Genomic DNA, 23,824 nt, shown 5'->3' with positions numbered 1-23,824 from the left:
TCAATGCAACTTCATCCGCGGCTGCATCGCCCTTCCAATCTTATCCATAAACCAGATCACGCCAGTGCGCAGAAAGCCGTGCAAAGCCACTTGATGCATGCGGTACAGCGAAACGTAAAATAGCCGGGCTACTTTGCCTTCGATGTACATGCTGCGGCCCGAGAGGTTGCCCATCAGGTTGCCTACGGTGGTGTAGTGGCTGAAGTTGATCAGTGAGCCGTAGTCGTTATACACGAAGGGTACTGCGTCTTTGCCTTCCAGCCGGTTACACAGCGTTTTAAACAGAGTGTCGGCCTGCTGGTGTGCGGCTTGGGCGCGGGGTGCTACGGGTCTACCAGAATCTGGTTGTGGGCAGGCGGCGCAGTCGCCAAAGGCGAAAATGTTGGCGTCTTGAGTGGTTTGTAGAGTCTGGTGCACGATCAACTGGTTGCCGCGGTTGGATTCCAGACCATCAAGGTTGGCAAGGAAGGCGGGCGCTTTAATGCCAGCAGCCCAGATCGTCATTTCCGAAGGCAATTCGGTGCCGTCTTTCAGTACGACAAGGCCAGGGCGAATCTCGCTGACGGGCTGGCCGTTCAAAACCTTCACATTTTGGTGCCCGAGCTCTTTGGTGGCTGCTGCCGATAATCTGCCGGGAAGTGCAGGCAAGATGCGGTCGGCTGCTTCAATCAAAGTGATCGATACATCAGAGGCTTTCAGATGGTTCATGCCGTACACCGGCAGCTCACGAGATGCCGTCCTCAGCTCTGCTGCTAGTTCAACGCCGGTAGCGCCTGCGCCTATAATACTGATATTGAGCTGGTGATCCCGGCCGTGTAGGCCTTCGTGGTTTTTACGCAGGAAGGCATTGAGCATCAAATTGTGAAAGCGCCGTGCCTGCTTCAGGCTGTCGAGAAATAAGCAATGTTCTTGTGCGCCGGGGGTGCCGAAATCGTTGGCGGTGCTGCCCACGGCAATAACCAGCGTGTCGTACTTAAGGTGGCGCTCGGGAACCACTTCGTTGCCGTCTTCATCAACAAAGGGGGCGATGACCAGCTCCTTGGTTTCACGGTTGAGACCGTTCATGCGCCCAAGCTGAAATTCGTAATGGTGTTTGCGAGCGTGGGCGCGGTAGTTCACTTCGTTGGAATTGGCATCCAAGGAGCCGGAGGCAACCTCGTGCAGGAGGGGTTTCCAAACATGGGTAAGACCAGCGTCTACCAAAGTAATCCGGGCTTTGCCTTTTTTGCCGAGTTTCCGGCCTAAACTCGTAACAAGCTCGAGACCGCCAGCGCCACCGCCGACCACAACAATATGGTGTAGATTATCCATAGCACTCAGACCTTTAAATAATGAAAGCCAAATGCTCTTGCGGAAAAACACTTGGCTGTCGTCACTGAGGCCAGCTTGCAGGTAGGATACGGACGCTTAGGAGTGAATACTAACGCGCTCCGGTCAGCCCGCACAATTGGTCGGAATACCCATTGACTACTCACTACATAGCTAGAGACAGAAAAATATGAAAGTAGCAGTTTACTGTGGTTCACGTTCAGGTAACGAGCCGTTATATGCCGAGAAGGCCAGAGAAATGGGCGAGTTCTTCGGTAATAACGGTATAGACCTCGTGTTCGGCGGCGGGCATGTTGGCCTAATGGGCATTATTGCTGATGCGGTGCTGGCAAACGGCGGCAAGGTGTATGGCGTCATCCCGCAGCATCTGGTTAATCGGGAGCTTGCACATCCGGGCCTTACCGAGCTGTTTGTGGTGGGGAACATGCACGAGCGCAAAGCGAAGATGGCAGAACTGGCCGATGGTTTTGTAGCGCTGCCAGGTGGTATTGGTACCTTGGAAGAAATCTTTGAGGTTTGGACCTGGGCCCAACTCGGCTTTCACAAGAAGCCCTGTGCATTTTATAACGTGAATGGCTTTTATGATTCGTTGCTAGACATGGTAAGAACCATGGTTGCGGCCGGATTTGTGAAGCAACAATACCTCGATATGATCGTATTGGCGCATACCCCGAAAGAACTGGTTGATGGTTTTAGCGGCTACGTTCCGCCGCAGGAAAAGTGGGCTTGAGCTTACGCAGTGTGCTACTCGCTCCTAAAGCCTACTGACTCTGCTCATGAGTCGACTCCAATCGATAGGTAGGCGTTTTTCGAGGCTGGCCAGTACCGGATCTTTCGGGTGTATGGCCTCGAAGGGCTGTTTGCTGGCGTAAACAACGGTGTTGTTGGTTTTGCTTTTAAACACTAGCAGCTCGGAAAAGTGCTTTCTAAGCTGGCGGAAGTAAGGCCCTTCGGGGTCCGGCGTACGGTGGTAATTCAATACCAGCCACCCCTTGGGGCTGAGCGCTCGGCTGCAACTTTCCACAAACTGGCGCTGTGCCTGTGCTGGGCTCATACGGTCTGCGCTGTAAAGGTCGGCTAAAATGATATCGGTGCTGGCGTTCGGCAGTTCGTTTAAGGCATTGCGGGCATCTGCAATGGTTACTTCTAGCCGCTCGCTGCTCGGCAGTCCAAAATATTCCCGAGCTACATCCAACACCGCTTGGCGCAACTCAACGGCGTGCACTTGGCACTCCGGGAAAAGATGATGAAAGGCGCTGGCCATCACGCCGCCGCCAAGCCCTAGTATGGTGACGTGTTGTGGGTTGCTGAAGGCTGCGGGAAGTAACATCGCCCGGCTGTACTCATGCACGGGCACGTGCGGGTATCGCCGATCAATCTTGCTTTGCTCAAACACCGAATTGAAGGTTAGTACCCGATGTTTGCGGTAGTCGATCACCAAAATGCTACCGAGTTTGTCCCGGCTGTGGTGAATAATCTCGCCTTTGTTGAACATAGGGTGCTCTTATAAGAGGGGCGTGCTAGGGGCTCAGGTGCTTGATGGCTTCTTTGGCATCCATGGCCTGTGCAAGGCTCAGTGCCGTATTGCCTTCTGCGTCCTGCAGTTCAGGGTTGGCGCCTTTTTCTAACAGAAGCTGCACCGTATCTGCGTGGCCGTTGCTGGCGGCAAGCATGAGTAGGCTTTTGCCATCGCTGGTGCGCATGTTCACGGGTACACCTGCTTCTAGCATTGGGCGCAACATGCTAGTACCGCCGTTCCGTGCCAGTTCAAAAATGCCTTGGGCGAAGGCGATGGCGTCTTTATCCATTTGATTTTCTGGCTGCTGTGGCTGGCCGGGTTGGTTTTCGCTCATCTGGGCTCCATTGAAAGCAGTGGTGAACCGTGGCTGTAGACATGGGTAGGATACCGTTGATACAACCTTTTATCACAGAATGAGTTAGTCTCAGACATAATTGCTGGAATAGAATTCAGCTGATAATGGCAATCATTGAAAGGAGAAAGCACCATGAAACTGAACGTTGAGGGTATTGAAGAGGGCAAACCCGTCCCGGATATATTCGCGTTCGGCGTATTCCACCCGGAAGATCGCATGAGCTTTGGCCCTAACCGTAACCCGGAAATGTCTTGGGAAGATGTACCTGCTGGCACGAAAAGCTTCGTGATTATGATGTTTGATCCGGATGTGCCTAGTGTGGCAGACGATGCGAACCAGGAAGGCAAAACCATTTCAAAGGATATTCCACGTGTGGATTTTTTCCACTGGTTGCTGGTGGATATCCCCGCCCGTGTTAGCCGTATTCCCGAAGGCGAAGACAGCGATGGCGTTACGCCCAAAGGCAAAGATAGCAGTACCGGCCCGTTTGGCCTACGCGGTGTAAACAACTTCACCCAGTTTCTGGCTGGCAATCCCGATATGGCTGGAACCTACTTCGGCTATGACGGCCCCTGCCCGCCTTGGAACGACGAGCTTCTACATCACTATCATTACGAAGTGCACGCACTAGACGTGGAGTCTTTGGGCCTTTCCGGAGAGTTTGATGGTGAGGCGGTACGTAAGGCTATGACTGGCCATATTTTGGCCAGTGCGCGAGTTACTGGAACTTACACGCTGAATCCTGATTTGCGTTGATTCTTGCAGCAACTGAACAGCTTATAAGTCTGCCCAGTTAATAGCCCTGAAATCAAAATCGTTTTCCAGCGTGGGTTTGATAATCCGAAAGTATGGGGATGCATCAAAATCCCTGGGTGTGAACAAGGATGTTTGCCGGATTCGGTAGTGCTCACGAATACAGTCCCGGCAGTTGGGGTCGTCCGAAGGAATGGTGTCGATGGTTGGAAGTATGGGGTAGCGCAGGCGCTGGAAGCCCTCGGCAATAAACGTGGAGCAAATCGTACGTGTAGGGTCGCCGCTTCCAAGCGACAACAATTTGTGCCTGTGCCGTGAAGGAACAGGAGGTGTCTGTATCAGGTACCGAGCCAGATCAAACACGTTTTTCAGATCGTATTGGTTGCCCAGTCGGCTCAACGCATACTCGCCGAGCATGCTTATATTGTCATCAGTAAGCCCCACGGGCCGGCAGATTCGGGTGTGACTGTTGCGGTAAAAAGACAACGGTAGAGGTCGAATGCCAACCTCCAAGTCCGCCTCGATCAGCGTGTGTGGCTCGCCGTCTTTGGATATTCCCAAACCCGCATCTGGCCCCAAATAAAGAACCGCGTGAGACCAGGTGGATTGGGTTAGGTACTTTATTGCCACGCTGATGCGTGTATCACCTTCTACGAGTAAAACATCCCCGGGCCTGAGTGCCTTTTCCAGAGCCTCATAGGTTGAGGTGGGCACAGAATGTTGCGCCACCTGTTTGGAAAGATAAGCGGCGAGATGTTTCGCCAGCCAGTTCAGGAACATGGTTTACTCCGGTTGTTTCTATTTATTTTTCCCTTCAGGGGTAAGTTTCGCAAATTCATTTCCTGTCCGCTGTAACATTTGGGCCGTGATCCTGTCACAGCGATACACGTATTGATGTATACATTTCTAACAGGCTTAAACATGAATCGAAGTAAGCTGATACTGATTTTGGTCATTGTGGCCGTGATTGCCATTTTTATTGGTCTGGACGGCCATAAACTGCTGACGCTGACAAACTTGCAGTCTCATCAAGCGGGTTTGTCCCAATGGATCGAAGCCAATTTACTGCTCGCGGTTGCAAGTTATACGGCAATTTATGTGGTGGTGACTGCGTTGTCCCTACCCGGCGCGGTGATAATGACTCTCGCAGGTGGTGCGTTTTTTGGCAATATATACGGGCTGCTGGCGGTTTCCTTGGCGTCTACTGTGGGTGCTTCCCTTGCCTTTCTCGTTGCACGATTCTTGATGCGCGATACCTTGCGTTCCCGCTATCGGGAAACTGTGGCAAAGATGGACAGAGGCGTGGAAAAAGACGGCGCCTTCTATCTGGCAACGCTGAGACTGGTTCCGGTTTTTCCTTTCTTCTTAATTAACTTGGCCATGGGCCTAACGTCCATGAAGCTGCGCACATACGCATTAGTGAGCTGGGTGGCCATGCTGCCGGGCACATTCATCTATGTGAACGCGGGCACTCAGTTGGGCCAGATACAATCCACCTCTGATATTGTTTCTGCAGATCTCCTGCTCTCCTTTGCTCTGCTGGGTATTTTCCCGCTGATTGCCAAGTTTGTGGTGGGCTTTATTCGCCGCCGTCGTGTCTATGCGAACTGGCAAAAGCCGGAATCCTTTGATTACAACTTGCTAGTGATTGGTGGTGGTTCGGCTGGTCTGGTGTCGGCCTATATCGCCGCTGCTGTAAAAGCCAAGGTGGCACTGATTGAGAAGCACAAGCTGGGTGGCGATTGCCTGAACACTGGCTGTGTTCCCTCCAAGGCGCTGATTCGTAGTGCCAAAGCCGCAGACACCATGCGCCATGCTAATCGTTACGGGCTGGAATCTGTACCGGTGAAAGGTTCTTTCAAGAACATCATGAACCGGGTGAAGGATGTGGTGGCAAAAATAGAGCCCCACGATTCCCCTGAGCGTTACCAAAAACTGGGCGTGGACTGCATCTTTGGCGAAGCCAGCTTTGTTTCCCCATGGGAGCTGGAGATAAAACACAACGATGGCCGCACTGAGCGCCTCACCGCCCGCAGCATTGTAGTCGCAACTGGCGGCAAACCGGCTATGCCCCCGATACCGGGGCTGGCGGACATGAACCCGCTCACGTCAGATAACCTATGGGATCTGGAGGAACAACCGGAGCGATTGCTGGTGCTGGGCGGCGGCCCCATAGGCTCGGAACTGGCCCACGCCTTTGCGCGTCTGGGCACTCAGGTGACTCAAGTAGAGCGTGATGATCGCTTGCTTGCAAAAGAAGACCTTGATGTGTCCGAGGTGGTAAAGAAACAGTTTGAGGCAGATGGTATTGATCTGCGCTTGAACCATGCTGCTACAAAGTTTTGCATGGAAGACGGCGAGAAAGTGGTCTACTGCGATCACAAGGGCCAGCAGGTGCGTATTCCCTTTGATCAGGTACTGGTGGCCGTGGGCCGCTCAGCAAACACGGCGGGGCTGAACCTCAACCGGATTGGTATTGAGCCCTTACCGAACGGCACAGTGCAGGTTGAAGACGACATGAGCCTGCGCTACCCCAACGTATTTGCCTGTGGCGATGTGGCAGGGCCTTACCAGTTTACCCATGCGGCTTCACATCAGGCGTGGTATGCGGCGGTAAACGGCCTGTTCGGCCAGTTCAAGCGCTTCAAGGTGGATTACCGGGTGATGCCCTGGGTAACCTTCACCTCGCCGGAAGTGGCCCGTGTGGGCCTGAGCGAGGCGGAAGCCAAGGAACAAGGCGTTGCCTACGAACTCACGCGCTACGGTTTGGATGATCTTGACCGGGCGATTGCCGACAGCGATGACTATGGTTTTATCAAGGTTCTCACGCCGCCGGGCAAGGATAAAATCCTTGGCGCCGTGGTAGTGGGTGCGCACGCTGCTGAAATCTTGGCGGAATTTACCCTGGCTATGAAGCACGGTCTGGGGCTCAACAAGATCTTGGGAACCATTCACCCGTATCCTACCTGGAACGAATCCGCAAAATACGCGGCCGGTGAATGGAAGCGAGCCAATGCGCCTGAAACCATTCTTAGGTTGCTGCAAAAACTGCACGGCTGGCGACGGGGCAAAAACCAGCGCCGTCAGCCCGACACAACAAACGTGACACCCTGATGTCACCAAACCAAGGAGCATCCATGCCCCTGACGGAAACCCGACCTTCACGAAAACGTATCCCGGCTGTGGACGTGCTGGAGCCCAGAGCTAACGACAGCTGGACTCACACCCGTAGTGGCGACCCGCGAGGCTACATTGACGCGGATAAGCTCAAAGAGTTGTGGATACACACGGGCACAGCTTGCAATCTGGCCTGCCCCTTTTGTCTGGAGGGCAGCCACCCTGGCGATGGCCGCATCCCCGGCATGAAGTTGAGCGATGTGAAACCGTTTATTCACGAAGCCATTGATATGGGTGTGGAGCAGTTTTCGTTCACTGGCGGCGAGCCGTTCGTGATTCGCGATTTCGTGAACATTCTGGATTATGCCAGTCAGAACCGGCCTTGTTTTGTGCTGACCAACGCCACCGAGCCGCTATTGAAGCGCCGGCATCAGGTGTTGCCGTTGTTGGATAACCCCTACCCGATTCACTTCCGCGTGAGTCTGGACTTCCCCGACCGCGCCCGCCACGACAAAGACCGCGGAGAAGGGAGTTTTGATCAGGCGCTGGAAGGTATTCGCTGGCTGGTTGAGCAGGGTTTCAAGGTTTCAATCGCCCGCCAGACGGACGCGAATGAGATACCTGCTGATGTAGAGGCGGCGTTTAGAGAGATATTTCGCGAGTGGCATATTCCAGAGAACCTGGCGTTTACGGCGTTTCCCGATCTGGGCACGCCGGGTTCGGAGGACGGCAGCCCGGAGATTACCGAGAGCTGTATGGAGAAGTACCCGACGGTGGATAGCCGTGCGCATTTCATGTGTACCTATACGCGGATGCTGGTGAAGAAAGGCGATTCGGTGCGGGTTTATGCCTGCACGCTGGTGGATGATGATCCGCAATACGATCTGGGTGGGTCGCTGGCCGAGAGCATGAGTGAGCGCATTATGTTGCGGCACCATCGGTGTTTTTCCTGTTACCGCTATGGGGCTAGTTGTTCGGCGCCTGTTTAGTTTTTTCAGGATTGGTTGATTGGAGTCACCCCCCCCATGCCGCGGCGGAATCTTGCAGGCCTCCCGATCAAACAAAACGTAGGCGTGTCAGGCGCCTGTTTGTCGGGGAACGAATGAGCAATGCTTGGCCAAGGTGCTGGTGGGGTTGGGGGTCAAAAAATGTGGAGCGCCATGGACGGCGCGACCAAGCCCCCCATGGATGGGTTCACGGGCGTTTTTTTGACCCCCAACCCCACCAGCACCGATACCTCCAAAGCTGGAAAACGAATAACAATCCCGGAATACAACGAGGAAGTAAGCAACAGTGAACATCACAGAAGCCACCTTGTTTTGGGGGTTCTTGCTGGTTTATGGCGTGCTTATGTATGTGCAGTCGGCCAGTCACTTGGGTTGGCGGCGCTGTTTTTTATGAGTGTGGTGATGATGACTTCTGCAGGCTCTACTCTGGATTCAACCTTTACCTCTCTCGCTAAATCTCTGGCGGTGGATCTGCCACGTCTGGCGAAGCGCGCGTCAGACCGGCTGCCCAGTATGCGGGTGGGTGCGGCTGTGCCTACCCTGAGTTTGTAGGCCAAGATGTGGTTGAGCGTTCCAATCAGATTATGTTGAGGCTACAAAAAACAGCCGGAACGCACCCGGATATTCAGCAGCAGTTGGCTACACTTCCAAGATATCAATGCTTGATGTTTGGAGGACTAAAGGTTTTGGTCTTGCATGGTGATCCGGAGTCTTTGGCTGGTTGGGGATTGGCCCATGAATCTGTTGCTGCTGGCAATGAACGCCGCCTAGAAGATTGGTTTCGGGAATCCGGCGCAGATGTGATGGTCTCTACCCATACATGCCTTCCTGTGCTTTGGTCTGGATGTGTTCAGGGAAGGCCTTGTGTGCTGGCTAATAACGGCTCATCTGGAATGGGCAATTTGAATGAAGACACAAGAGGGTTGATTGCTCGCATAAGCCGCACCGCATCCACTTTTGAGCCTGTGGCAGGACTGGTTTCGGCAGCTGGGTTGCACCTGGATCTGATGCCTGTAGATTATGATGTCAGTGCGTGGCTGGAGCAGTTCGACCAACTCTGGCCTGCGGGTTCGTCGGCCGCAATCTCATATAGGCAACGTCTCCTTGAAGGTACTTCATTAAGCCCCTGCGATCTTATTTTCCCCTCGTCGCCACAATCTTTCCTGCACTGGCGAAAGCGGTAATTTAGGCTATCCTACGGGTAGGTATAAGGGTTTTCCGGGGTGTAACTCCCCGGCTCGACTTGAAATATATTTTGTGGTCTATATAATTTAACGCTTAATTTTAAGAGCGAACCACTTAAGTTATGACTTCTGAAGGATCGAATACCACCGCCATCACCCTTCGTAAACCAACAAAGGATGATGGCTTCAGGCTCCACCAGTTGGTAGCAGAGTGCCCTCCACTGGACGCCAATTCCATTTACTGCAACCTCCTGCAGTGCAGCGATTTTGCCGACACCGGCGTAGCTGCTGAGAAAGACGGCGATTTGGTTGGCTTTATCTCCGGTTACATTCCCCCCAAAAAGCCCGAAACAGTATTTGTGTGGCAGGTGGCCGTTCACGAAAAAGGTCGTGGGCAAGGCTTGGCCAAGCGTATGTTGAAAGAGATTGTGGCTCGGGATGCGTGTAAAAACGTGACCCACATGGAAACCACGATAACCGCTGATAACGAAGCCTCCTGGGCGCTGTTCCGCTCGTTTGCGCGGGATATGGGCGCCGAGATTGTCGACCACGAGCACTTTGAGAAAGAAGCTCATTTTGGTGGCAATGCTGATTCTGAATTTCTGCTGCGTATTGGGCCGTTTACCAATAAGACCTGAGGCCGTGAAATCCTGATGTCTGCCGCCGGGGTTTGGCGGTAGCGTTCGGTCAGGCGGGTCATTCAGGGATACGCGGTGAATACGTCCCTGTACGCTCGTCAAAAACATCCCTGTTTTTGACGAGCCCTGAATGCCCCGCCTGACCAAACGCCTCAGACACCGTTGCGGGCCGCGCAGAACCTTTACCAAAGAATTCAATTGATATGGCCAGAAGGCCAAGAGGAAACACCATGGAAATTTTCAAGTCTACTGAATCCGAAGTACGTGTATACAGCCGTGCCTTTCCAGTGATTTTTAACCGCGCCAAGAATGCGCATCTTTACACTGAAGACGGTAAGCAGTATCTGGATTTTCTGGCCGGTGCCGGTTCACTGAACTACGGCCATAACAACGACACGCTGAAAAAAGCTCTGCTTGAGTACATCGAGTCCGACGGCGTGAGCCAAGGTCTGGATATGTTCACCACCGCCAAGCAGGGCTTCATGGAATCGTACAAAAAGTACATTCTTGATCCCCGCGGGTTGGATTACAAAATGCAGTTCACCGGCCCCACAGGTACTAACTGTGTGGAAGCCGCTCTGAAGCTGGCCCGCAAGGTAAAAGGCCGAACTGGCATTATTTCGTTCACCAATGGCTTCCACGGTGTAACCATGGGTGCCGTTGCGGCAACCGGTAACAAGCACCACCGTGGTGGTGTGGGCGCACCGCTGAGCAATGTGGACTTCATGTTCTATGATGGCTACTTGGGTGAAGACGTAGACAGCTTGGCTATTATGGACAAGCTGCTGTCGGATGGTTCTTCGGGTGTTGAGGTTCCGGCTGCTGTTATTGTTGAAGCAGTGCAGGGTGAAGGTGGCTTGAACGCCGCACGTGCCGAGTGGCTGAAAGGTCTGGAAGCTCTGTGTAAGAAGCATGACATGCTGCTGATTCTTGACGACATTCAGGCGGGCAATGGCCGCACCGGTGAGTTCTTCAGCTTTGAATTTGCTGGCATCAAGCCGGATATCGTTACCGTATCCAAGTCCCTGAGTGGCTATGGCCTGCCTATGGCACTGGTCCTGTTTAAACCGGAGTTGGATATTTGGAGTTCCGGTGAGCACAACGGTACCTTCCGTGGCAACAACATGGCGTTTGTTACAGCCCGCGCTGCCATTGAGACCTATTGGAAGGACGACAGCTTTACGAATGAAGTTAAAGAGAAAACTCAGGTTCTCGGTGATGCGCTGAAGGCTATTTGCGATAAGTACCCGGGTCAGTTCAAAATGAAGGGACGCGGTTTGATGCGGGGCATTGAAGCCACTCATGCTGATGTCACCGGCCCGATCACCAAACGTGCCTTTGAGCATGGGTTGATTATCGAGACCAGTGGTCCGAATGATGAAGTTATTAAATGCCTGATGCCGCTTACAACCAGCAAGGAAGACCTGAAACTGGGTGCAGAGCTGCTGGCAAAGAGTGTGGATGAAATTATGCAGGAAGGAATCAGCGAGGCGTCGTAAGACGCCGCAATATTCAGGACATTCATTCTGCAGGGTAGCCAAGGTAGAACTATGACGAGTCAATTACATACCGTCGAGAAAATCGGCGGTACTTCAATGAGTAACTACGAAGCCGTGCGCGACAACATTATTGTTGCGGATCGTAGTAAGGAAGATCTCTACCAGCGAATTTTCGTGGTTTCCGCTTACGGTGGCGTAACGAACGAGTTGCTGGAGCACAAAAAAACCGGTGAACCCGGTGTATACGCGCTGTTCGCCGATGCGGAATCTGACTGGGCATGGGGTGACGACCTCACGCAGCTGATCAAATTTATCACGGATATCAACGGTGAACTGTTTGAAGACCCTATGCTGAAGCAGCAGGCGGATCAGTTCATTACCGACCGTATTGAAGGCGTTCGCGGTTGCCTGATTGATCTTCAGCGTCTGTGCTCTTACGGCCAGTTCCAGCTTGAAGAACACTTGCTGACGGTTCGTGAAATGCTTGCCGGTATTGGGGAGGCGCACAGTGCGTTCAATACCACCCTGAAGCTTCAGCAGGAAGGTATTAATGCACGTTTTGTGGACCTTACCGGTTGGCGCGATACAGAGCTGCTGCCTTTGGATGAAAAGCTTAAGCAGGCATTCGATGCTGTGGATTTAAGCCGTGAATTGCCCATCGTGACCGGCTACGCCCAGTGCAAAGAAGGCTTGATGCGCACCTTCGACCGTGGCTACAGCGAGATGACGTTCAGCCGTGTAGCGGTTATGACCGACGCCCGCGAAGCGATTATTCACAAGGAGTATCACCTGAGTTCGGCTGATCCCAACATTGTGGGTGCCGATAAAGTGGTTCCGCTGGGTCGCACCAATTACGACGTGGCAGACCAACTGGCAAACTTGGGTATGGAAGCCATCCATCCCCGTGCTGGTAAAGGCTTGCGTCAGGCTGAGATTCCTCTGCGCGTAATGAACACGTTCGAGCCGGAACACACCGGAACCCTGATTACTGGCGATTATGTGAGTGAAAAACCACAGGTCGAGATTATTGCCGGTTCTAAGGGCGTGTTTGCTATTGAGGTGTTTGATCAGGACATGCAGGGAGAGCCTGGCTCTGACCGTCGTATTCTGGATATTCTGAGCCGTTTTAAAGTACGTTTTATGGCAAAGGATACCAACGCCAATACCATTACTCATTATGTGGACAGCACTCTCAAACACGTTAAGCGTGTGGTGAATGCGTTAAAAGATGAGTTTCCCAATGGCGAAATCAGTACCCGTAAAGTGGCCGTGGTTTCAGCCATTGGCAGCGATATAAAAATGCCGGGTATTCTTGCGCGCTCTGTGAAAGTTCTGGCGGATGAGAAAATCAACGTTCTGGCCCTGCATCAGTGTATGCGTCAGGTTGATATCCAATTCGTGGTTGATGAAGATAACTACGAGAAAGCGATTATTGCTTTGCACGGTGTTCTTGTTGAGCCTCACAACCATGGCTATGCGATTGTTGCAGCCTAAGTGAAAGAGTGACTGAGAGACGCAATCCCGAGCAGATTCACTCGCCAGCTAGGGCGGCTGGCGATGAATCCATCCATGGTATGAGGACGTATCCTTTGTAAATTCCAACGGGTACCGAGCCATGGTAAATACTGACAGGCTGGGGCCGTCTCCTAAAATGCCCAATGATGGTGAAAGAGATTCTCTGGTTGGGCTGTATTTCAGGGATGCGTCCCGGTACGAAATGCTTACTGAGGCGTCTGAACGTCGCCTTTCCCGCAAACTGACGCGATGCTTCCGTGTGATCAGTGCAGAGCTAGCATTGCCTGTTCACACATCCCAAACCTTCCGCGTTGTTATTGGCAGCCTTGGCGACGCTTGCGCCTTTTCTCCCAAATGCCGCCGCGCCTTTCATCTTGCCAATGCGTGCCGTCGCAAGCTCATTCAGAGCAACTTGCGTCTGGCCGTGCACATTGCCCGCCGCTACAACCAGCAGGGCATCCCCATGTCGGATTTGATTCAGGATGCCAATGTAGGCCTCATCAAAGCGGTTGAGCGATTCGACCCGACAAAGGGGTTCCGCTTTTCTACCTATGCTTATTGGTGGATCAGTGAAGAAGTAAAACGCTGCTTGCAGCGCGGCATGCGTCTGGTTCACACGCCTGAGAACGTGGTGGAAGAAATTCGCACTCTTCACAAAGTGTCTTTGCGAATGCATCAGGAACTCGGGCGCACACCGTCCCAAACCGAGCTGGCGCGGGCTATGGAAGCGTCACCTTCGCGAATAGGCGAGCTGAGAGCGCTGGCGTGGCGTGAAGTTTCAACGGATGTCCCCATGGTTGCGGATGGGGCTATCACTCTGGGTGACAGCCTTGATGCCGGTGATCAGGCTATCCCGGAAAACAGGATGTCTAGCCGGGATCATCATCGGGCTCTGAAATCCATGTTCAGTGAACTCACGGACAGGGAGCAGGCAATTTTGTCCCGTCGCTACGGGCTTGGATTACCGGAGCCGGAAACCTTGCAGGTTATCTCTGACGATATGGGCATTAGCCGAGAGCGAGTGCGGCAAATCGAGAAGTTGGCGTTACGCAAATTGCAGGCATTGGTCGACGGGCCGGAAGACGCATTCCGGCCTTAATGCTGCAGGAAGAACCAAGCGCCAACGGTGAGTTGGCAAGTTACCGCTACCACTGTTAAAACCAAGCGCAGGCGTAGATACCAAGCAGGCCAATACACCCGCATCCAGCGTGCATCGGTAATATAAAGGGCAAGGTAGGCTAGGGTATAGAGCACTATCTGCGCTGGTGTACTCAACAGCAGTCCAACGCCAGCGGTGACGAAAAACACTTGGCTGAGCAACATAGTTACCAGCGGCGATAGAGGGTAGCACCGGTTGTCCAACTGCATTGCGATGGGCCAGTAAACACCTGCCATAAACGCCAGAATGCCTGCACTATAGAGATAGAAATAACCCAACATGGCGACGCTGTACTGCGGCATCGCGATAAGAACAACCACGCAGGTAATAAAGGGAATCAACCCTGCTATGCCTACAAAAATGGCAAGTCTCGCTACGGAGATCATGGCTTTTGTACCTGAACACGTTGAGTTTGAACGCGGATCCGCAAGGGCTCTATGGCTGCAGGCTCCATACCAATCATTTCGTGGTAAGCAGATGGGTGAACGACTTGAGATTCCTTGATGCTGAGGTCGCTGAGGGCCTCTTGAAGCTGCCAAGCGCTTCGGAAAAGGCAGGTAACGCCCTTTTGGTCAGACAGCAAAAACTGCTGATTTCCGACGCTTAGCCGAGCCATATACTGCTGGCCTTCAATGGAAATAATTTCAAGCAGATCTATGACCTGCTTTGGCTGGCTAGTCAGTTGTTCTAGCGTAATTCTCACGGCTAAACTCCGGGAAACCTGATTCTCCAGAACTTACGAGCCGGTGGGCATTTAAGATCATTGGGCGAGTGAGCGGCATTGTGCGTGCTGTGGGCAGTAAACCATGTGATCGTTAACCATGCCGGTTGCCTGCATAAACGCATAAACAATGGTGGGGCCAACAAAGGTAAAGCCAGCGCGTTTGAGCGCCTTGGACATGGCCTCGGATTCCGGTGTCGTCACTGGTACTTCATCAAAACTGCGCCAACTGTTTTGGATAGGACTGCTTCCAACAAACGACCACAGAAACTGGGAGAATTCTATGCCTTTTTCCTGAAGGTCCAAAAACCCCCTCGCGTTTTTAATGATCGATTGCACTTTGAGTTTGTTACGCACAATGCCGGGGTTTGCTAAAAGTTCAGCGACTTTGGCATCGCTGTACTGAACGATTTTCTCCGGATTGAAGTGATCATAAGCGGCACGATAAGTCTCTTGCTTGCGCAGTATGGTAATCCAGCTCAGGCCCGCCTGTTGGCCATCCAAACATAGCTTTTCGAACAGGGCTAGGCTGTTGCACTCGGGGCGGCCCCAAACAGTATCGTGGTAGTGCACATACAGTGGATCATCGCCGCACCAAGGGCAACGTTCAGCGGTATCCACCGCAGAGGACATTTCGTTCGTGGTGGAAGAAGCGGGCATGCGTGGCTCCCAGCCGTGGGGTTAGCGCTTAGCGCGGATTCGGTGGCGAAACATGGGCTCCCAGTGTGTGTCCAGTGCTTGTGCCGCACAAAGACTGTAGTTCTCAGGGGGCGGTTCCAGCAGAGAAATAGCCGGCCATGTGGTGTCCTGGACGGCGCTGGTTTGTCGGTAAACCAGTGTGCACATAAAACCTTCTGTGTAAAAGGCACACGCCTGCCAGTGATCGTCTGGCTGATCACCGTAAAGCTCGAAGTTTCTGCGCACTTCCAAAGTTTGCAGGTTGCCTGCAATGCCCCGCCCGGTGGCCTTCAGCCACGCTTCTTTCAACGTCCAAGCCTGTAGGAATGCATGGGGGTCGTCCTCCTGAAACAGCCATTCCTGCTCAATGGGGGAGAACCAGCGTTTAACCACTTTCTGCCATTGCGGGTGGCGTTTGCTGGGCTCAATATCTATGCCCAGTGCTGAGCCATATTGCGCACTGCAGGCTGCTAACCCATGGCTATGGCTGAGCGAGAGATGCCAGCCTACCGGGCTGGCTGAAGCTATTGCGCGCCCTTCTACTGGCCAGCAGTGTTCAGGATTAGCCGAGCAGGCTTTGCTTAACGTTTGGCGTATCAACCAACGGCTAGTGAGAAACTCCGCCGCACGGTCGCCCCCCAGCTCGGCAAACCTCTCGTTCTCATGGGCAGTTAGCCAGTCCGGAGCGAGCTTGGGCGCTTGCCCGGTTTGGTGGCACAGTTTAATAATCGGGTTGTGTAGCACGCCGCCGGAATCAGGGTTGGAGTCGTTGAATAAGCCAGCCATCGCCTTCCCTCACGTACTCAAACCGGTCGTGAAGGCGGCTGGGTCGGCCCTGCCAGAATTCAATACGCTCAGGCACAACGCGGTAACCACCCCAAAAACCTGGTAGTGGCACCTCACCTTCGCTGAATTTGCGCTTCATTTCTGCCACTTTCTGCTCCAGCAGTCCTCTAGACGTGATGGCTTTACTCTGCTCTGAAACCCAGGCGCCTATCTGGCTACCCCTAGGCCGCGAGGCGAAATACTTGAGCGATTCGGTTTTACTCACCTTCTCAACCTGGCCTTGAATACGAACTTGACGGTTCAGGCCAATCCAAGGGAACAGCAATGCTGCCCGTGGGTTTTCGGAAATTTCGTGGGCCTTGCGGCTTTCATAATTGGTATAGAACACAAACCCGCGATCGTCGAAGTACTTCAGCAGAACCGTGCGCAAATCGGGCATGCTGTCGGCACCCGAGGTGGCTAGTGACATGGCATTGGGCTCAAGAATACCGGCCTCTCGGGCGTCCCCGAACCAAATTTCGAACTGCTGAACCGGGTCGTTGCTCAAAGCATCGCGATCCAGCCCTTCACTTTCAAAGTCGCGACGCATATCGCCAATGTCCATAAACGCCTATCCTCGTGTGCTGACAATTAAAAAGCCGTGGAAGAAAGAGATTATTAATCGCATTTGATACGAGCACTCAGGATATAGGGTTCAGTTTCCCGTGTCAGCGGTTGCTACACAGTGGCTGACAAACCCGTACCGCCCCGACTATCCTTGTGGGAGTGTTTTGCTTAGATTTCACTATCCGAAAGGAGAAAACAGTGGCTGAAAGCCGTCAGCGTAGTCGTCTTCCCAGAAATCTGGCTATCGGCATGCTCGTACTCATCCTGTTTTACAGTCTGGCGGGTTTTCTGTTGCTGCCTTGGTGGTTAAAGCGTGCCTTGCCCGACCAACTGGAGCAGCAGATGGGGTGGCAGGCCAATGTTGACTCCATTCGCAGCAATCCATTTGCGCTCAGTATCGAAGCACTGAACCTGTCGGCACAAGATAGCGGCAATGAACGAGTTGTAGGTTTTGATCGTTTGTACCTAAACCTGAATTTCTTCGACCTGATTCGCGGCGTTGTCGGGTTTGAGGCTATCGAGTTAGATGAACCGTTCATTCGGCTGGATTTACTCGAAGACTACAGCGTGAATTTTGCGCGAGACGTTCAAGCAGCCAGCACAGGACAAACTGACCAAACGGCCGAGCTTGAGGAGGCTCAGACACCGCCGCCTTTGTACCTTCAGCGGTTCACCATAAACGGTGGCGAACTGTTGTTTCGGGATTTCACGCAGCCAAACATGGCTGAGTTCGAGATTACGCCGCTGGATCTAACCCTGACCGATTTGGCCACCTGGCAACGCGAGGGTCGCAGTAGTGACTACCATCTGCTGGCGGCTATGGGTGATCAAACCATTGAATGGCAGGGCAATCTCAGCATTACACCGTTTTATTCCAGCGGAAATCTCGCTATATCCGGCGTCGATCACGAAACACTTGGTCACTTTCTTGCCCCCTACCTACCCTACGGTTTGCTGGGAGGTCAGGTATCCGTAAGCTCCAACTATGAACTTCAGGCAAGCGATACACTCCACCTCACCACTAACAGCGGCAGGCTTTTGGTTGAGGACCTGGCCGTTGCGCTAGATAAACAAAGCGAACAGGCCAGATTGAACACAGCCTCGATAGCCATCGAGGATATAGGGTTTGATCTCCGCGCCCGTGAAGCCACCGTTGGCCCGATTACCCTGAAACAACCTGATATCGCCCTTGCCCGCAGCAAATCTGGAGAGATTGACTGGATCGCTGCCTTGGCCGACGTTGCCAAAAATCAGGAGACGAACAGCGAGGACAATGGCGCGAGCTCCGAGGTGCCGGTACAGGCAGAAGCTCAACAGCCTTTTCGTTGGTCTTTTGCGAGCATCGATATGTCTGATGGCCGTGTGGTTTGGCAGGATCAGCAGCCGAGCTCGCCAGCAGAGCTGGTGCTGGAGCAGCTATCATTTTCGGTCGGCAGTGTTAATAGTGAAATGGAAGATCAGGTGCCCTACCAGATGCAGGCAGTTCTGGCCCGCGGTGGCAGGCTTTCAGTCAACGGCCAGCTAACACCCCAGCCATTTGCCTTGGAAGCCGCGATCTCCGGCTCAGACATACTTTTGGCAACGTTTGAACCCTATTTGCAGGAGTCTGCCAACCTCGCAATTGCAGGCGGCACGCTGGGGTTGGATGGGAATCTGGACTTGGATGGCCAGCAGGAACCCTTAACCGGAACGTTTAGCGGGACGGCGGAGGTTTCCGGGTTGAACCTGCAACTACCGGGCAGTAACGAGCGCTTGGTATCATGGCAAACGTTGCGACTTTCCCCCATCGAGTACAATGTGCACCCGGCTAGGTTGGAGATAGGCACGGTTACGCTGGCTCAGCCGGGTATCAATTTGGTGCGCAACACAAAGGGTGTGCACAACTTGGAGCAGGTTGTGTTGCCGCCTTCGGGTGATGGGGCTAATACCGCGACGCAAGAAAGCTCTGATGAGGAGGCTCAGTTCATCCTGCGCATCGGCCAGTTAATGATTGAGCAAGGCGAGCTCGATTATACAGACAGGACACTAGAACCAGCCTTCACAACCTCGCTCGATCAGCTCAATGGCTCGGTGATAGGCTTGAGTAACGTATCGCCGCAACAAGGCAAAGTCTCCCTGAACGGACGTATCGGTGGCAGTGCCAGCGTTGAGTTTGACGGCACAATCGGAGCTCTGGGCACGGACGAAACCAGCAACCTCAAGTTGACGATGAAAGACCTCTCATTACCCGCGCTCTCGCCCTATTTGGGTCGCTATCTGGGGTATGGCATCGACAGCGGCAAGCTGGGTTTGGATCTTGATTATGAGATTACCGGCAGCCAGATAAACGCATCAAACCGAGTAGTTATGGATCGCCTCGGCTTAGGGCAAGCCATTGCAAGCGAAGAAGCCGTTGATGCACCTGTAAAGCTCGGGTTGGCATTGCTCAGGGATGGTAATGGCGTGATTGAAGTAAACCTACCCGTCAGCGGCGACATGGCCAGCCCGGAATTCAACGTTGGCCAAGTGGTTATGCGAACGTTTGTTAACCTGTTGGCCAAGGCGGCCACCTCCCCGTTCAGTATGCTTGGCTCCATTGCCGACCTTGCGGGCTTAAGTGGCGAAGAACTCGGGCAGATGCGTTTTGAGCCGGGCACCACTAAGCTTGCTCCGGGCGAAGCGGAGAAGTTGACGGCTTTGGCTAAAGCGCTGCTTGATCGCCCCGACCTGTTGCTTAACATTCGCGGTGGCGTCTCACCGTCCGCAGACGGGCTGGTACTTTTGCGTGATGAGTTGGCAGCGAGCCAAGATACAGAGCTAACCGATGCGACCTGGCAAGAGGCCAAGGAAGCCTATTTGGCTGGAGAACGAGCATTGGCGCCGGAGTTGCTGAACAACCTAGCCAATGCCCGGGCCTCGGCGCTTGAGGCACTGCTGCGAGATACCCACGGAGTGCCAGCGAACCAGCTATTTCTGCTCGACCCCTCCCGAAATGCGGCGGTGTCGGATACTGGCACTATAATCGTCGTATTTACATTGGACGCCCGTTAAGGCGTCCAAAACTCATCCATTGCTATGCAAAAGGAACAAGGCGTGTCCAAGGCCAGTAGTCACTTTTTTGCTTACGTATCTCGCCTGCGCTGGATCAAGCGTTGGGGGTTGATGCGCAACGCCATTGAAGAAAACGTAGCTACTCACTCCTGGGAAGTGGCCACGCTGGCCCACGCGCTAGCGCTCATCCGAAATCGCCACTTCGGTGGAAAGGTGAATGCCGACAGGATTGCCGCCGCCGCGCTCTACCACGACGCAACGGAAGTGATAACGGGCGATATGCCTACCCCTGTGAAGTACCACTCCAAGGTTATGCGCGAGGCATTTGGCGATATTGAACACAAAGCGGAGGCTGAACTACTGGCACTGCTACCGGGCGACCTGCGCGAGGATTTTGCGCCTTACCTTCAGGAATCCCAACTGCCTGCAGAGGATCGAGAACTGATCAAAGCAGCGGACCGCTTATCGGCCTGGTTAAAATGCCAAGCAGAAGTACGCGCGGGAAACCGGGAGTTTGAGCCAGCTGAGAAACAGATCCGGCAAAGGCTTACACAAGAAGGTTTACCTGAGGTGACTTACTTTATGAAGGTGTTTGCACCGAGTTATGAAGAACCGCTGGATAATCTGTTGGGTTGATGTCCATTGAAGGAATAAGTCAGCAGGCCAAACGTGATGCAAAAGAACGCCTATTTCGCGCCCGGTATGGCGATCGCCTACGGTCACTCGATTGATACCGAACCGCATAAGCATGCCTTATGGCAGGTCTGCCTACCGAGTGCGGACAGTGTGGTGAATGGGGAGCCGCTAAAAGGTGGGGCTGTAATCAAGCCCAATGAAATACATCAACTGAGCATGCCAAATGGATGGGTAATACTGGCCGAACCAGAAAGCCTGTTGGGTGAGGCTATAAGTGAGTTACCCATGCGGCTGCCGTTTGTAAACGCAGATGCCCGACTAGAGATACTTTTCGAGCAACTTGGGGAATTTCCCGAACTAGTTCGCGCAATGAAGAATAACCCATACCGTTGCCGAGATGAGCGGCTCGCTAGATTGCTTGAGCGTCTGGATCGGTGTTTTGGTGTTGATTGTATGAAGCCTGAGGCATGGCGAGCAAAAGAGGTCGCTGAATGGTTGGCAATGTCTGAGAGCCGGTTTTTACACGTGGTGAAAGCGGAGTTGGGCATGGCGTGGCGGCCTTACCTGTTGTGGCGGCGGCTGATATGCGCCATTGAGACGATCAAACGTGGCAAAAGCGCTACTGAAGCGGCACATATCGCGGGCTTTAGTGACAGTGCTCACCTAAGCAGAACGATAAAAAGTACGTTTGGTATGACAGGGACGCAGTTGTTGAGCAGCTTTCAAGATTTAAATTAGCCAGTTTATTCAATTTCAATACTCGATTGATCGCTATGGTGCTCCTAACCCATAGGAGGTCAGTATGAATGTTCGATATACAGCTGAAACAGCGATTCTCAATTACAGCCACGCCAGTATTCAACACTTGATCGATAGACAGGGCTGGCGAAGCTTGTCCCGTAAGCAAGCTGTGAAAAGCATCTATTATTTTGTGCGGGATGAAATAAAGTTTGGATATAACCGAGATGATTCCATTTCTGCGAGTGACGTTTTAGCCAACGGCTATGGGCAGTGCAATACTAAAGGTACGCTGTTTATGGCTTTGTTGCGTGCTCTGGACATCCCATGTCGCTTCCATGGGTTTACCATTTTCAATGCATTACAGAGAGGGGCGATCCCAACATATCTTATGCCCTTCGCCCCCAATCGCATCTTGCACAGCTGGGTAGAGGTTCTGCTGGACGGCGAATGGTTGAACGTCGAAGGTTTCATCATAGATCAGGTTTTTTTAACTAAGGTTCAACAAGCTTTTCCCAACCGGACGAGTTTTAGCGGCTACGGTATTTCTGTGCCGTGCCTGCAAAAACCCAGCAATGAGTTTGATGGTAACGACACCTATATTCAGGCAGAGGGTATTGCCGACGACTTTGGGGTTTTTGACAACCCCGATGAGTTCTACAGCAAGCATGGCAGCAATTTGCGCGGGCTAAAAAAGGTCCTCTACCGCTATGTGCTAAGACATTTGATGAACCTGAATGTGCAGCGGATACGGCAGAATGGCTTGACGATAAAGCGCTGAAGCACTTGATTGCTTGTCTGTATTTATCTGGATACTGGCGTTGATATACCTGCCAGACGTAAGTCAGGCAGGTATATCATGGACATGCGTGGTTGGGTTAAGCGTTGCCCGCTCCGCCAACCAAACCACCACGCAAGCCATCCCGCTGCAGTGACTGGCGAACCGCGTCTTCCGGGCTGCCAGCCAGTTCCCGGAACATGCCCATGGAACCTAGTAGAGCAGAAGACTCGTAGGGCACAAACACCCGCTCGCCGTCTTTTGCCATGTTTGGCAGTACCTTGATGTAGCTTTGCCCCAGCAAATAGCCGATAACTGTTTGCTTGTTGTCTTCAGAATCACCCATGGCGCTCAGTACCAAACGGATAGATTCTTGCTCACCCTGAGCGCGCAGAATGGCAGATTCCTTGTCGCCTTGCGCGTTGAGAATGGCAGATTCGCGCTGGCCTTGTGCCATGGCGATGGCTGCCGACTTTTCACCTTCCGCTTCAGTAACTGTGGCACGACGCTTACGTTCTGCTGCCATTTGCAGGCGCATTGCCTCTTCCACTTCTTCCGGCATGCTGATGTCTTGAACTTCGACCCGAGTCAGCTTTACGCCCCATTTGGACGCAGGCTCTTCCATCTCGGCCTGAATGGCATTGTTCACTTCAGAGCGAGATTCAAACAGCTTGTCCAGCTCCATCTTGCCTACCACCGAGCGCAAGGTGGTTTTGGCTAATACTTCAACGGCCTGGCTCATGTTCGCCACTTCGTAAACAGCGCGGCGGGGATCAATGATCTGGTAGTAGAGAGCACCATTGATTTTTACAGTTACGTTATCGGTGGTTACAACAGGCTGACCAGGGAAGTCCATTACCGTTTCTCGGCGGTCGATGCGGACTTCATCGGTGGTCATCGGGTGGTATTCCTCGCCCATGCGCACGTAGCGAATCATGGTGATTGGGCGGGGCCGTTCGACGAAGGGAATGATGATGTTCACGCCGCTTTCCAGAACGCGGTTAAACGACCCCAAACGTTCAATAACCATAACTTCCGACTGCCGAACGATCACCAAGCCTTTGGCGACAACAAAAATGCCGATGGCGACAACAATCAGGCTGATGATCAGCCCCGGTGTGATATAGGATTCCATGCTTACTGTTCCTTGTGTGTAGCGGTTTGGACAATGGCTGTTGTGCCATCAAACTTTTTGAAAATAACGTCGGTTCCCTCGGGAAAGTCAGTGGCGCCTGTCTTTTCGTCTTTTAAGCGATAAAAGTCGCCGTTGACCTTAATACCCGTGGCACCATCAAAATCCCTTTTCAGGGTGCGGTAGCGCAGGCCCTGCTCTACGCCTGTGCCGGTGGTTCCGTAGGCCACTCCCTTGGGGGAGAAGCGTGGGCGAATCCAACGGATGGCGATGGGAACCAACAGGCCTGAGAACACACCCATGCCAACCAGCTGCCATTCGAACGACATGCCAACGAACGCCAGAGCGGCGGTTAAAGCAGCTGCAACAGCCAGCGCCAGTAGCAGAAATATGCCATAGGCCAGCTCAGCCAAACCCAGCGCTAGGGCTAGAATTAGCCAAAAATGTGTAAGACTCCATTCCATACAGAAAATCCGCAGGTTCAGGGTTTAAGAAATCCGGAAGACTGAACTCCCGTTTGATGAATTGTACCCAAAAGCGAGAGCTGAGTCCGAGTGGCCCGGGCGTCGTGCACGTCATTAATTCAGAGCCATATGCTGATCAGCGGCAGTTGTTAGAGTATCTTCTTTAACCAGAACAACACA

Annotated in this window: 24 protein-coding genes and 1 pseudogene; 14 read left to right on the top strand and 11 right to left on the bottom strand. The window is 53.1% G+C overall.

Annotated elements, in window-relative coordinates:
• A complete protein-coding gene (locus MWU62_RS01660) occupies window positions 1-1,311 on the bottom strand; it encodes an NAD(P)/FAD-dependent oxidoreductase (protein WP_247113116.1) in 1,311 nt (436 codons plus the stop codon).
• Between the two features lie 187 nt (window positions 1,312-1,498).
• Here MWU62_RS01660 and MWU62_RS01655 point away from each other — a divergent pair, with 187 nt between their 5' ends.
• Window positions 1,499-2,059 carry a TIGR00730 family Rossman fold protein gene (locus MWU62_RS01655; protein WP_247113115.1) on the top strand — a complete coding sequence of 187 codons (561 nt, stop codon included), beginning with the start codon at window positions 1,499-1,501 and terminating at the stop codon, window positions 2,057-2,059.
• 24 nt (window positions 2,060-2,083) lie between these two features.
• Here the strand turns inward: MWU62_RS01655 and MWU62_RS01650 are convergent, their stop codons facing one another.
• Together MWU62_RS01650 and MWU62_RS01645 are read right to left on the bottom strand one after the other, a co-directional pair.
• Complete coding sequence (locus tag MWU62_RS01650) at window positions 2,084-2,824, bottom strand: methyltransferase domain-containing protein (protein WP_247113114.1); 741 nt, start codon at window positions 2,822-2,824, stop codon at window positions 2,084-2,086.
• Between the two features lie 25 nt (window positions 2,825-2,849).
• Window positions 2,850-3,182: an ankyrin repeat domain-containing protein gene (locus MWU62_RS01645; protein ID WP_247113113.1), complete on the bottom strand. Its 333-nt coding sequence runs from the start codon at window positions 3,180-3,182 to the stop codon at window positions 2,850-2,852.
• 153 nt (window positions 3,183-3,335) lie between these two features.
• On the opposite strand from MWU62_RS01645, the gene MWU62_RS01640 reads away from it, so the two are divergent.
• On the top strand, window positions 3,336-3,959 hold the full coding sequence (locus MWU62_RS01640) for a YbhB/YbcL family Raf kinase inhibitor-like protein (RefSeq protein ID WP_247113112.1): 624 nt from the start codon (window positions 3,336-3,338) through the stop codon (window positions 3,957-3,959).
• Between the two features lie 21 nt (window positions 3,960-3,980).
• On the opposite strand, the gene MWU62_RS01635 is transcribed toward MWU62_RS01640, so the two are convergent.
• Window positions 3,981-4,736, bottom strand: a complete 756-nt coding sequence (locus tag MWU62_RS01635; RefSeq protein WP_247113111.1) for a lipo-like protein — start codon at window positions 4,734-4,736, stop codon at window positions 3,981-3,983.
• Between the two features lie 141 nt (window positions 4,737-4,877).
• On the opposite strand from MWU62_RS01635, the gene MWU62_RS01630 reads away from it, so the two are divergent.
• The 8 genes and pseudogenes from MWU62_RS01630 (at window position 4,878) to MWU62_RS01595 (ending at window position 14,015) form a co-directional block, all read left to right on the top strand.
• Entirely contained in the window at window positions 4,878-7,070 is a 2,193-nt protein-coding gene (locus tag MWU62_RS01630; protein ID WP_247113110.1) for a bifunctional TVP38/TMEM64 family protein/FAD-dependent oxidoreductase, read from the top strand.
• Window positions 7,071-7,093: 23 nt separating this feature from the next.
• A complete protein-coding gene (locus MWU62_RS01625) occupies window positions 7,094-8,062 on the top strand; it encodes a radical SAM protein (protein WP_247113109.1) in 969 nt (322 codons plus the stop codon).
• 369 nt (window positions 8,063-8,431) lie between these two features.
• Window positions 8,432-8,629: pseudogene (locus tag MWU62_RS01620) on the top strand (sodium:solute symporter); the annotation flags it as partial.
• A 116-nt stretch (window positions 8,630-8,745) separates the two neighbouring features.
• Entirely contained in the window at window positions 8,746-9,264 is a 519-nt protein-coding gene (locus MWU62_RS01615; RefSeq protein WP_247113108.1) for a hypothetical protein, read from the top strand.
• Window positions 9,265-9,386: 122 nt separating this feature from the next.
• Window positions 9,387-9,902 carry a diaminobutyrate acetyltransferase gene (gene ectA / locus MWU62_RS01610; RefSeq protein WP_247113107.1) on the top strand — a complete coding sequence of 172 codons (516 nt, stop codon included), beginning with the start codon at window positions 9,387-9,389 and terminating at the stop codon, window positions 9,900-9,902.
• Window positions 9,903-10,132: 230 nt separating this feature from the next.
• The gene (ectB, locus tag MWU62_RS01605; protein WP_247113106.1) at window positions 10,133-11,401 is read left to right on the top strand and encodes a diaminobutyrate--2-oxoglutarate transaminase; all 1,269 of its coding nucleotides are present in this window, start codon (window positions 10,133-10,135) and stop codon (window positions 11,399-11,401) included.
• Between the two features lie 51 nt (window positions 11,402-11,452).
• Window positions 11,453-12,895, top strand: coding sequence for an aspartate kinase (locus MWU62_RS01600; RefSeq protein WP_200363484.1), 1,443 nt, complete (start codon window positions 11,453-11,455; stop codon window positions 12,893-12,895).
• Window positions 12,896-13,016: 121 nt separating this feature from the next.
• Window positions 13,017-14,015 (top strand): sigma-70 family RNA polymerase sigma factor, encoded by a 999-nt coding sequence (locus MWU62_RS01595; protein WP_200363482.1) that lies wholly within the window; start codon window positions 13,017-13,019, stop codon window positions 14,013-14,015.
• Here MWU62_RS01595 and MWU62_RS01590 read toward each other — a convergent pair.
• From MWU62_RS01590 to pdxH, 5 genes are read right to left on the bottom strand one after another with little or no spacing between them, the layout of a single operon-like run.
• On the bottom strand, window positions 14,012-14,461 hold the full coding sequence (locus MWU62_RS01590; RefSeq protein ID WP_247113105.1) for a DUF3429 domain-containing protein: 450 nt from the start codon (window positions 14,459-14,461) through the stop codon (window positions 14,012-14,014). The genes MWU62_RS01595 and MWU62_RS01590 overlap by 4 nt on opposite strands.
• Entirely contained in the window at window positions 14,458-14,778 is a 321-nt protein-coding gene (locus tag MWU62_RS01585) for a DUF6482 family protein (RefSeq protein ID WP_247113104.1), read from the bottom strand. The genes MWU62_RS01590 and MWU62_RS01585 overlap by 4 nt, the downstream gene beginning before the upstream one ends.
• Window positions 14,779-14,835: 57 nt before the next feature.
• The gene (locus MWU62_RS01580; protein WP_247113103.1) at window positions 14,836-15,456 is read right to left on the bottom strand and encodes a DNA-3-methyladenine glycosylase I; all 621 of its coding nucleotides are present in this window, start codon (window positions 15,454-15,456) and stop codon (window positions 14,836-14,838) included.
• Window positions 15,457-15,477: 21 nt separating this feature from the next.
• Window positions 15,478-16,260, bottom strand: a complete 783-nt coding sequence (locus MWU62_RS01575) for a 4'-phosphopantetheinyl transferase superfamily protein (RefSeq protein ID WP_247113102.1) — start codon at window positions 16,258-16,260, stop codon at window positions 15,478-15,480.
• Window positions 16,229-16,864, bottom strand: a complete 636-nt coding sequence (pdxH, locus tag MWU62_RS01570) for a pyridoxamine 5'-phosphate oxidase (protein WP_247113101.1) — start codon at window positions 16,862-16,864, stop codon at window positions 16,229-16,231. The genes MWU62_RS01575 and pdxH overlap by 32 nt, the downstream gene beginning before the upstream one ends.
• Window positions 16,865-17,064: 200 nt before the next feature.
• On the opposite strand from pdxH, the gene MWU62_RS01565 reads away from it, so the two are divergent.
• The 4 genes from MWU62_RS01565 to MWU62_RS01550 all read left to right on the top strand — a co-directional run bounded on the left by MWU62_RS01565 (window position 17,065) and on the right by MWU62_RS01550 (window position 22,051).
• Window positions 17,065-19,896 carry a DUF748 domain-containing protein gene (locus tag MWU62_RS01565; protein ID WP_247113100.1) on the top strand — a complete coding sequence of 944 codons (2,832 nt, stop codon included), beginning with the start codon at window positions 17,065-17,067 and terminating at the stop codon, window positions 19,894-19,896.
• A 42-nt stretch (window positions 19,897-19,938) separates the two neighbouring features.
• Complete coding sequence (gene yfbR / locus MWU62_RS01560) at window positions 19,939-20,532, top strand: 5'-deoxynucleotidase (RefSeq protein ID WP_247113099.1); 594 nt, start codon at window positions 19,939-19,941, stop codon at window positions 20,530-20,532.
• A 36-nt stretch (window positions 20,533-20,568) separates the two neighbouring features.
• Entirely contained in the window at window positions 20,569-21,270 is a 702-nt protein-coding gene (locus MWU62_RS01555; protein ID WP_247113098.1) for an AraC family transcriptional regulator, read from the top strand.
• Window positions 21,271-21,334: 64 nt separating this feature from the next.
• Entirely contained in the window at window positions 21,335-22,051 is a 717-nt protein-coding gene (locus MWU62_RS01550) for a transglutaminase-like domain-containing protein (protein ID WP_247113097.1), read from the top strand.
• A 97-nt stretch (window positions 22,052-22,148) separates the two neighbouring features.
• On the opposite strand, the gene MWU62_RS01545 is transcribed toward MWU62_RS01550, so the two are convergent.
• Together MWU62_RS01545 and MWU62_RS01540 are read right to left on the bottom strand one after the other, a co-directional pair.
• Window positions 22,149-23,183, bottom strand: coding sequence for an SPFH domain-containing protein (locus MWU62_RS01545; protein WP_247113096.1), 1,035 nt, complete (start codon window positions 23,181-23,183; stop codon window positions 22,149-22,151).
• Between the two features lie 2 nt (window positions 23,184-23,185).
• Window positions 23,186-23,644, bottom strand: coding sequence for an NfeD family protein (locus MWU62_RS01540; protein ID WP_200363463.1), 459 nt, complete (start codon window positions 23,642-23,644; stop codon window positions 23,186-23,188).
• Window positions 23,645-23,824 lie beyond the last annotated feature (180 nt).

This window comes from Marinobacter sp. S6332 (assembly GCF_023016045.1).
Lineage (GTDB): Bacteria > Pseudomonadota > Gammaproteobacteria > Pseudomonadales > Oleiphilaceae > Marinobacter.
Note: the sequence above shows the minus strand (reverse complement) of the source record. Positions and strands in the feature narration are given on the sequence as shown.